Here is a 9,206-nt window from a genome sequence, read left to right as displayed (position 1 = left end):
AGGAACACGATCTCGCTGTCCTTGAGGCCTTCGGCCAGGGAGGTGGTGAAGGAGAGACGGTTTTCCTTCAGGTTGCGTTCAAACAGTTTTTCCAGGCCGGGCTCGAAGATGGGCATTTGCCCGCCACGGAGCTTTTCTACTTTGTTTTGGTCGATGTCCACACAGCAAACGTTGTTGCCGGTTTCTGCCAGGCAGGTTCCTGTTACCAGGCCCACGTATCCTGTACCTACTACGGTAATATTCATAAATGCTTATTTAGGGAGTCGAAGGTTGAGAAGATGAATTTGTGACCGGTCAGCGGTTGACAAAGGCCAACACCTTTCCGGCAATATGGGCAAGCTGTTCTTCGTCCAGTTCGGTATGCATGGGCAGGGACAATACCCGGGTGGTCAGCCAGTCGGTTACCGGCAGGTTCGTTTCGGCGGACTGGTATTCGGCAAACATTTCCTGGCGGTGGGCCGGTACGGGGTAATAGATCATGGAGGGGATCTGGTGCTCGGCCAGGAAGGCGTTCAGGGCGTCGCGGTCCACGTCTTCCAGCACCAGGGTGTACTGGTGAAACACGTGCCGGCCGTAGGGTGCCCGGTAGGGGGTGGTGATCTTCGGACAGCCGGCGAAAGCGGCATCATAATAGTCGGCGGCTTTGCGGCGGGCGCTAATGTATTCGTCCAGGTATTTCAGTTTGATCTCCAGGACGGCGGCCTGCACCGTATCGAGGCGGCTGTTGCAGCCCACGAGCTCGTGGTAATAGCGCTGACGCTGGCCGTGGTTGGCCACCATGCGCAGCTGGCCGGCCAGGACGTCATCGTTGGTCAGCATGGCGCCGCCATCGCCATAGCAGCCCAGGTTCTTGGACGGGAAAAACGAGGTGGTGCCCACGGTGCCGATGGCGCCGGTCTTTTGGGAGGAGCCGTCGGAGAAGACATAATCCGCGCCGATGGCCTGGGCGTTGTCCTCGATCACGGCCAGGTTGTGGCGGCGGGCGATCTCCAGGATGCGCTCCATATGGGCGGGCTGCCCGTACAGGTGCACCGGCACAATGGCTTTGGTGTTGGGCGTAATGGCTTCCTCAATGGCATCGGGGTCGATGCAGAAGGTCTGGGGGTCCACATCCACGAATACCGGCTTGAGGCGCAGCAGGGCGATCACTTCGGCCGTAGCGATAAAGGTAAAGGAAGGGGTGATCACTTCGTCGCCGGGCTGCAGGCCCAGGGCCATCATCGACACCTGGAGGGCGTCGGTACCGTTGGCGCAGGGAATCACGTGGCGGGCGCCGTTGTATGCGGCCAGGGCCGAAGAAAAGCTTTGCACCTGGGGTCCGTTGATATAGGCACTGCTGGAAAGAACGTTTAAAACAGCGGCATCGACTTCTTCCTTGATCCTGAGATACTGCTGCTTTAAATCAACCATTTGAATTGGACGCATACGTGTAATTTTCCGTTAAAGTGGCGCAAAAATAGGAAATAATGCTTAGGTTGGAAGTTTGCCGTTACATTTGCCCTGAATACGGTTAAACGTCCTTTCTTGATTTTCTTTTATAATATCTTCGTTGCCGCCTACCGGCTGGGCGTAAAGATCGCCGCCACACGAAACCCCAAGGCCGCCGAATGGGTGGCCGGCCGCCAGCGGCTGTGGCAGGAGCTGGATCAACAGCTGACGCCCGGCGAACCCCTCATCTGGATCCACAGTTCTTCGGCCGGCGAATTCGAGCAGGCCAAGCCCGTGATCGAACGGCTGAAGGCCCTTTACCCCTCGTATAAAGTTTTGGTTACCTTTTTTTCGCCTTCGGGCTACAATGCCGCCCGCCGGTACCAAGGAGCCGATTTCCTGTTTTACCTGCCCGACGATACGGCCGCCCATGCCGAACGCTTTTTGCAAAAGGTCCGCCCCGCGCTGGTGGTCTTTGTCAAATACGATTTCTGGTTCCACCACCTGCAGGCGGTGCACCGGCGCAACATCCCCCTGCTGCTGGTATCGGCGGTATTCCGTCCCGGCCAGTCCTTCTTTAAATGGTATGGCGGCTTTTACCGCAACATGCTGCACTTCTTCACCCGCATCTTTGTACAGGATCCGCCTTCCCTGCAGCTGTTGCAGCAACACGGCATCTCCCACGGCAGCATCAGCGGCGATACCCGCTTCGACCGGGTGGCGGAGATCGCGGAGCATTTTACGGAAGTGCCGTTTGTGGCGGATTTTGCGGGAACCGCCCGGGTGATCGTAGCCGGCAGCACCTGGTCGGACGACGAAGCCGCCCTGCTGTCGCTGCAGCTGCCCCCGGACTGCAAACTGATTGTGGCGCCCCACGAGATCGACGCCGCCCATATTGAAAAAATTGAAAAGGAGTTCCCGGCGCCCGTCCGGTACTCGCAGCTGAAAGCGGGCGCTCCCCTGCCGCCGGCGGCCCGCACGCTCATTATCGACAACGTGGGGATGCTGTCACGTATTTATAAATATGCTACCCTGACGTATGTGGGCGGCGGCTTTACCCGCGACGGCATTCACAATACGCTGGAAGCGGCGGTTTACGGCAGGCCGGTGCTGTTCGGGCCGAACTATGAAAAATACCGGGAGGCCAAGGAGTTGATCGCCGCAGGCGGCGGCTTCAGCTTCGGCAGGGCGGAAGAACTGCAGGCGCTGGTGCAGCGGCTGCTGTCGGACGAGGACGCCCGCCGCAGGGCGGCCGCCGCTGCACTGCACTATATTCGCGACAACCAGGGCGCCACGGAAGCGATCCTGGACTTCATTTATGAAAAGCGCCTTTTGACCAGGTGATAAAAATGCTGCACGACCTCTTTGTCGTCGTTCCAGCCCAGCTTTACTTTCAGCTCACGGTTGATCCAGTATTCGGCTTCCTGTAAAATATGGAAGCCGTTGATGGTTTTGATGCTCCGCTCGTACATCGACTCGTCGCCGCGGAACAGGTCGTTGATAAAGGCGAACTTGTCGTTGAGGCCGATGGCCTTGCGCAGGTCTTTGATGGGGGTGGTCTTCAGCAGGTGGGCCAGCTCCACTTTTTCCTGTTTCAGCTTGTCGTTCAGCGATTCGCGCTGCTCCCCGATGAGTTCGTGGATCTCTTTTACCGGCTGGTGGTGCACCAGGGTCGGCGTTTCGGCCACCGCATCGAACCGCGGATCGGGCAAATGGCCCGTTTCGGGCAGGTGCGGCATCTCGGCCAGGTGCCCGGTTTCGGGCTGATGGGCCAGGGAAGGCGGCACCGGCGCTGCCTGGGGCTCGGGCTCGTGGACGGTATGGGTTACCGGGAATTCCTGGAGCGGGTAGTATTCGCGGGCCGGGACGGCCGGAGCCTGGGGCAAGTCAGCCTGGGGCTGTTCCATCCGGGGCTGTTCTACCGGCGGCAACTCCACCTGGGGCAAATCAGCCTGGGGCTGTTCAGCCTGGGGCTGTTCATTTATTATTACCGGCTCGGGCTGCGGTGGGGCAGCCGGCGCTTCCTGCGCTACCGGGGTCACCGGCGGTGCCGGCACTACCGGTTCTGCCGGGGCGGCGGGCCGGGGCACTTCGCGGGGGGCCTCCACCTGCACCGTCCTTACGGCCGGGCGCGAGGGCATCACCACCGCCACCTTGGTGCCGGAGGGTTTCACGGTTTGCTGCAATGCCTGCAATTCCTGCTGCAAAAGCTGCACGGTCAGCAGCATCTGGGGAATGCTGTCGCCCTGTTTCTGTAACTGTACTAATTTGTCAATTAAAACCTGGACACGTTCCATCTGTTTATGGTACTTTTGGCGGCTTCAAAATGGCTTTGTATCAATTTCCACTGCGCAAGCAGTGGCTAAAAGTACAAACTGTTTCCTGAACCAACCGACACCAATTGCTAACAATTATTGTAAAATGTTTATTGAGCCCAACATCATAGGCGAGCGCCGCGGCTGGATCGAAGTGATCTGCGGGTCGATGTTTTCGGGAAAAACCGAGGAACTGATCCGCCGGCTGAAGCGGGCCACGATCGCCAACCTGAAGGTGGCGATCTTCAAGCCGTCGCTGGACGTGCGTTACGACGAGCTGCGGATCGTGTCGCACGACACCAACAGCCTGCATTCGGTGCCGGTGGACCATGCGCGCCAGCTGCTGGCGCTGGCAAAGGACGCCGACGTGGTGGGCGTGGACGAGGCCCAGTTTTTCGACAACGAGATCGCCAACGTCTGCGACGAGCTGGCGTTCCGGGGCGTACGGGTGATCGTGGCCGGCCTGGACATGGATTATACCGGCAAGCCGTTCGGCGCCATGCCCTGCCTGATGGCCAAGGCCGACTACGTGACCAAGCTGCACGCCATCTGCGTGAAATGCGGCCACATCGCCAATTACTCCTACCGCAAGGTGTTTCACGAAGCCCAGATCATGCTGGGCGAAAAGGAAGCCTACGAGCCGCGCTGCCGCAGCTGCTACCAGCTGGACGGCGCCATCGACGACTAGGAGCGTTACCTGCAACTATTTCTTCATTTAAAATCATCCGCTATCAACTCTTTTTCGCGCATATGGGCCCTGTTTAAAAAGGACCTGGTGCTGGAAATGCGCCAACAGTACACCTTTTACGGCATCCTGCTGTACGTGGGCGCCACCATCTTCGTGCTGTACATGGCCGTCGGCGAGGATTCGGAAAGCAAGGTCTGGAACGGCCTGTTCTGGATCATCCAGCTCTTTATCTGCATCAATGCCGTGGCCAAGAGTTTTTTGCAGGAAAGCCGGGGCCGCATGCTGTACTACCACTCCATCGCCTCGCCCCAGCATTTTGTGCTGGCGAAGCTGCTGTTCAACTCGCTGCTGATGCTGGTCATGAGCACCCTCAGCCTGGTGCTTTTCAGCCTGTTCATGGGCAACCCGGTGGAAAAGCTCCTGCCCTTCATCGGGCTGGTGTTCCTGGGGGGCTGGGGCCTGAGCCTGGTCTTTACCTTCCTGGCCGCCATCGCCGCCCGGGCGCAGCAGAATGCCGCCATCATGCCTATCCTGGGCTTCCCGCTGATCATTCCCCAGCTGCTGATGCTGATGAAAGTGTCCAACACCGTTTTCTCCGAAATGCCCGCCGACACCACCGGTACCGTGCTGCTGCTGCTGGTGATGAACCTGCTGATCATCGTCCTGTCGGTGATCCTGTTTCCGTTTCTTTGGAAAGACTAGCGCTACGAGTTCCAGAGTTCCTTCGGCTACCGCAAGCCTGGCAGGTTTTAAAAACCTGCCAGGTTTCTTATATACAGCGACCCCGCCTAATTCCCAATTAACCAATTAACCAATTCCCCCTCCCGCTTACTTCCTTCTTTTGGCTTACTTTTGCCATTCTTAAAAAGCACTGTGCTTACAGTGGCGTGATTCTTTATGAAAAAAAAGTGGTGGAAAATAGTGTCCGTGGTGCTGCTGGTGTACACCCTGATCGCCGGACTGAATGTCTTTAATATGGGGGTCTTCGAGGTACCGCGGCTGAATATCCTCAACGAAACGATTCGCAACCTGTACTTCCACGTTTCCATGTGGTTCAGCATGATGATCCTGTTTACGGTTTCGGTGGTGCAGGCCGTGAAATACCTGAGCACCGGCTCCATTCACAACGACATCCGCTCCAAGGAATACGCGGCGGTGGGCTGCGTGTTCGGCCTCCTGGGCTATGCCACCGGCGCCATCTGGATGTCCTTTACCTGGGCCGATCCCAATAACCCCGCCACGGCCTCCTTTGGTGCCATTGCCAAGGAACCCAAGCTGATCGGCGCTGCTATTGCCCTGCTGATCTATTTTGCCTATTTCGTACTGCGCGGCTCCATTACCGACGAGGATAAGCGGGCCCGCATCAGCGCCGTGTATAATATTTTTGCATTCGCCTTTTTATTTCCCTCGATCTGGATACTTCCGCGACTGATGGAAAGCCTGCATCCCGGCGGCCAGGGTAACCCGGCCCTCAACCCCCGCGATATCGACGCCCGCATGCGGCTGGTATTTTACCCCGCCGTGATCGGCTGGACGCTGCTGGGCGTTTGGATCGTGAGCCTGAAAGTCAGGATGAGCCTCATCAAAGAAAAAAAACTAATACATTCATGACCCGCAAACTCCTTGTTGTTACCGTACTCCTTCTGATCCAGTTTTTTGCCTTTGCCCAGGACTCTGCCCAGGGCGCCGTCGACATGGCCGACAGCATGCGCAGCAGCGGGAAAATTTTTGTCGTCATCGCCGTGATCCTTACCATTTTTGCAGGCATAATTTTTTATCTTATCCGCCTCGACCGGAAGATCACGCGGCTGGAGAAAGAGGTGTCCGAATAAGAAGGGTAAGGAAAAGGTATCCGGTACGTTCTGTCTTCGTGAAAAGGGTTGCATCCGAACAGGTAAATCGATAGCCCATGATAGAAAATACAGAGTACAGTTTTTTCGAGAGCGTGAACAAAAGCTTTGACAAAGCGGCCCGGTTTACCACCTGGGACCCCGGCATCCTCGAACAGATCAAAGCCTGCAATGCCGTCTACCAGATGAAGTTTCCCGTGCGCATGGACGACGGGCACATCGAAGTGATCGAAGCCTACCGGGTGCAGCACTCGCAGCACAAAACGCCCTGTAAGGGCGGGATCCGGTTTGCCGCCGAGGTAAACCAGGACGAGGTGATGGCCCTGGCCGCCCTGATGACCTACAAGTGCGCCATCGTCAACGTGCCCTTTGGGGGCGCCAAGGGCGGCATCAAGATCAACCCGAAACAATACTCCCCCTACGAGCTGGAAAAGATCACCCGCCGCTACACTTCCGAGCTGATCAAAAAGAACTTTATCGGCCCCGGCACCGACGTGCCCGCTCCCGACTACGGCACCGGCGAGCGCGAAATGGCCTGGATCGTGGACACCTACCAAAGCCTGCGCCCCGGCGAGATCGACGCCGCCGGCTGCGTTACCGGCAAGCCCGTCACCCAGGGCGGCGTCCGCGGCCGCCGCGAAGCCACCGGCCTGGGCGTTTTTTACGGCATCCGCGAGGTCTGCAACATGCCCCAGGTAATGGAGCGCCTGGGCCTTACTCCCGGCGTCCAGGGCAAACGGGTGATCGTTCAAGGCCTCGGCAACGTGGGGTACCATGCCGCCAAATACTTTCAGAATGCGGGCGCCCGCATCATCGCCCTGGCCGAATTCGAAGGCGCCATCTGGTCCGATGCCGGCCTGGACGTCACCGCCGTGTTCGACCACCGCAAATCCACCGGCTCCATCCTGAACTTCCCCGGCGCTACCAACTTCGACAAGAATACCGACGCCCTGGAATACGACTGCGACATCCTGATCCCCGCCGCCCTGGAAAACGTCATCAACGGCGACAACGCCCCCCGCGTCCGGGCAAAGATCATCGGCGAAGCCGCCAACGGCCCCCTCACCCCCGAAGCCGACGAAGTGTTCATCCGCAAGGGCGTGCTGGTGGTGCCCGACATGTACCTGAATGCCGGCGGAGTGACGGTTTCGTATTTCGAGTGGCTCAAAAACCTCAGCCACGTGCGCTACGGCCGCCTGGAAAAGCGGTTTACCGAAAGCATGAACGCCCATATCCTGGGCCAGATGGAAGAGCTGACCGGCAAGCACGTGGTGGACCGCGAACGGCAGTTTATCCTGCACGGCGCCGACGAGGTGGACCTGGTGTACAGCGGCCTGGAAGAAACCATGATCGCCGCCACCCACGAGATCGTCAATATCTGGCAGCATAGTCCCGACATCCCCGACATGCGCACCGCCGCCTTCGTCGTGGCCATTAATAAAGTAGCCAACACCTATGCGGAGCTGGGAATATTTCCCTAGAGGGGGCATGGAATTGGTTAATTGGGAATTGGACGACAGCCCAACGCATAAACCCGTAAACTCAACTCAGGAACTCAGGAACTTAAAAAAAGATACTATGGATCAGAAAAATCAAATTGGACTGGACAGCGAACAGGCAAAGCAACTGGCAGGCAAACTGAACCTCCTCCTGGCGAATTACCAGCTGTTTTACATCAATGCCCGCGGGTTCCACTGGAACATTACCGGCGAAAAATTCTTTGAGCTGCATGCGAAGTTCGAAGAGCTGTATACCGATCTGCTGGTCAAGGTGGACGAGATCGCCGAACGCATCCTCACCCTGGGCTTTACCCCCACGCACAGCTTCTCGGCCTATCTTAAGGAGGCGACCATACCCGAAGCCACCAACGTGTCGGAAGGCAAGCAGGCGGTCGGCAACATCGTGCAGGCCTTTCAAACCCTGCTGCAGCTCGAACGCGAGATCCTGGCGCTGTCCGGCGATGCCGGCGACGAAGGCACCAACGCCCTCATGAGCGACTACATCCGCGAAAAGGAAAAGCTGGTGTGGATGTACTCGGCCTACCTCAAATGATTTCGGATTTGGGATTTCGGATCCCCTAGAAAGTCGATAAAGTTTTATAGAACAAAATGCCTCCGGAGTCCGGGGGCATTTTTGTTTCACCTTCAGGAGATTTCCATTTTGAAAAGCACCCGTAAACTATCAAGGGGATCCGAAATCCGCCATCCGGCATCCGAAATCCTCCTGGTTTTTTCAATCGGCACAACATTTTATTATACTATGGATAAACCGATGAAAATGAAACAGGATAAAAACCGCAGCCGGAACCCGGAACAGGACGCCTCCAAGGCCATGGACAGCAAACGTGAGGTAGAGAACTCCAAAGACCCCCGAACCGACCAGGATTTCCCCGGCTACCCGCACTACCCGGCGCGGGAAGACATCATGGACCATCGAAACGACTATACCCGCGAAGACATAGATGTAGAGAATCTTCCCAACTCGCGGAATGCCAGCGGCGTAGGGCAGCGCTTCCCCGCCGGGCAGAACCGCGAAAGCCCCGATGAAGGGCCCGCCGATGACGGCGGACTGGGCCTCCGCGCCGGCACCGAAGCCGATGTGGACGATGACGACCTGGCCGTGCTCAATGCCACCAACGACGCCATCGGCACCCCCCAGAACCTGGCCAGCGAAGACCTCAATACCGACCTGGATATCCCCGGCAGCGAGCTGGATGACGAAAACGAATCGCTGGGAGAGGAAGACGAGGAAAACAACTACTACAGCCTGGGTGGCGACCGCCACGAGGCGCAGGAGGAAGACCCTTATTCCGGCCCCAACCGGGAAGGATAACTCCTGTGCCGCCCCTGCACCCCGCCCGAAACCAAGCCCGCCGCAGCGGGCTCTGTTTTTGTTACGGAAGAGCGCTGGCAACCAACCCCTTCC

General features: G+C 57.9%; 10 protein-coding genes and 1 pseudogene. 8 read left to right on the top strand and 3 right to left on the bottom strand.

Annotation, left to right across the window (positions count from 1 at the left end; all coding sequences use genetic code 11):
* Positions 1–245, bottom strand: a pseudogene (locus tag V9K67_RS07510) (UDP-glucose 6-dehydrogenase); the annotation flags it as partial.
* A gap of 49 nt (positions 246–294) precedes the next feature.
* Entirely contained in the window at positions 295–1,425 is a 1,131-nt protein-coding gene (locus V9K67_RS07505) for a DegT/DnrJ/EryC1/StrS family aminotransferase (protein WP_336721189.1), read from the bottom strand.
* A 99-nt stretch (positions 1,426–1,524) separates the two neighbouring features.
* Here V9K67_RS07505 and V9K67_RS07500 point away from each other — a divergent pair, with 99 nt between their 5' ends.
* Positions 1,525–2,772, top strand: coding sequence for a 3-deoxy-D-manno-octulosonic acid transferase (locus V9K67_RS07500; protein WP_336721188.1), 1,248 nt, complete (start codon positions 1,525–1,527; stop codon positions 2,770–2,772).
* Here V9K67_RS07500 and V9K67_RS07495 read toward each other — a convergent pair.
* Entirely contained in the window at positions 2,745–3,725 is a 981-nt protein-coding gene (locus V9K67_RS07495; protein ID WP_336721187.1) for a DUF8457 domain-containing protein, read from the bottom strand. The genes V9K67_RS07500 and V9K67_RS07495 overlap by 28 nt on opposite strands.
* A gap of 124 nt (positions 3,726–3,849) precedes the next feature.
* Between V9K67_RS07495 and V9K67_RS07490 the strand changes: the two genes are divergently transcribed.
* The 7 genes from V9K67_RS07490 to V9K67_RS07460 all read left to right on the top strand — a co-directional run bounded on the left by V9K67_RS07490 (position 3,850) and on the right by V9K67_RS07460 (position 9,113).
* Entirely contained in the window at positions 3,850–4,431 is a 582-nt protein-coding gene (locus V9K67_RS07490; protein WP_336721186.1) for a thymidine kinase, read from the top strand.
* 96 nt (positions 4,432–4,527) lie between these two features.
* Entirely contained in the window at positions 4,528–5,133 is a 606-nt protein-coding gene (locus V9K67_RS07485; protein WP_414696762.1) for a heme exporter protein CcmB, read from the top strand.
* A gap of 195 nt (positions 5,134–5,328) precedes the next feature.
* Complete coding sequence (locus V9K67_RS07480; RefSeq protein ID WP_336721185.1) at positions 5,329–6,042, top strand: ABC transporter permease; 714 nt, start codon at positions 5,329–5,331, stop codon at positions 6,040–6,042.
* A complete protein-coding gene (locus V9K67_RS07475; protein ID WP_336721184.1) occupies positions 6,039–6,263 on the top strand; it encodes a CcmD family protein in 225 nt (74 codons plus the stop codon). The genes V9K67_RS07480 and V9K67_RS07475 overlap by 4 nt, the downstream gene beginning before the upstream one ends.
* A 77-nt stretch (positions 6,264–6,340) precedes the next feature.
* On the top strand, positions 6,341–7,762 hold the full coding sequence (locus tag V9K67_RS07470; protein ID WP_336721183.1) for a Glu/Leu/Phe/Val family dehydrogenase: 1,422 nt from the start codon (positions 6,341–6,343) through the stop codon (positions 7,760–7,762).
* 97 nt (positions 7,763–7,859) lie between these two features.
* Positions 7,860–8,333, top strand: coding sequence for a Dps family protein (locus V9K67_RS07465; protein WP_336721182.1), 474 nt, complete (start codon positions 7,860–7,862; stop codon positions 8,331–8,333).
* A gap of 225 nt (positions 8,334–8,558) precedes the next feature.
* The gene (locus V9K67_RS07460; RefSeq protein WP_336721181.1) at positions 8,559–9,113 is read left to right on the top strand and encodes a hypothetical protein; all 555 of its coding nucleotides are present in this window, start codon (positions 8,559–8,561) and stop codon (positions 9,111–9,113) included.
* Positions 9,114–9,206 lie beyond the last annotated feature (93 nt).

The organism is Huijunlia imazamoxiresistens, assembly GCF_037132455.1.
GTDB classification, from domain to species: domain Bacteria; phylum Bacteroidota; class Bacteroidia; order Chitinophagales; family Chitinophagaceae; genus Flavisolibacter; species Flavisolibacter imazamoxiresistens.
This window is presented reverse-complemented; position numbering and strand designations above follow the sequence as displayed.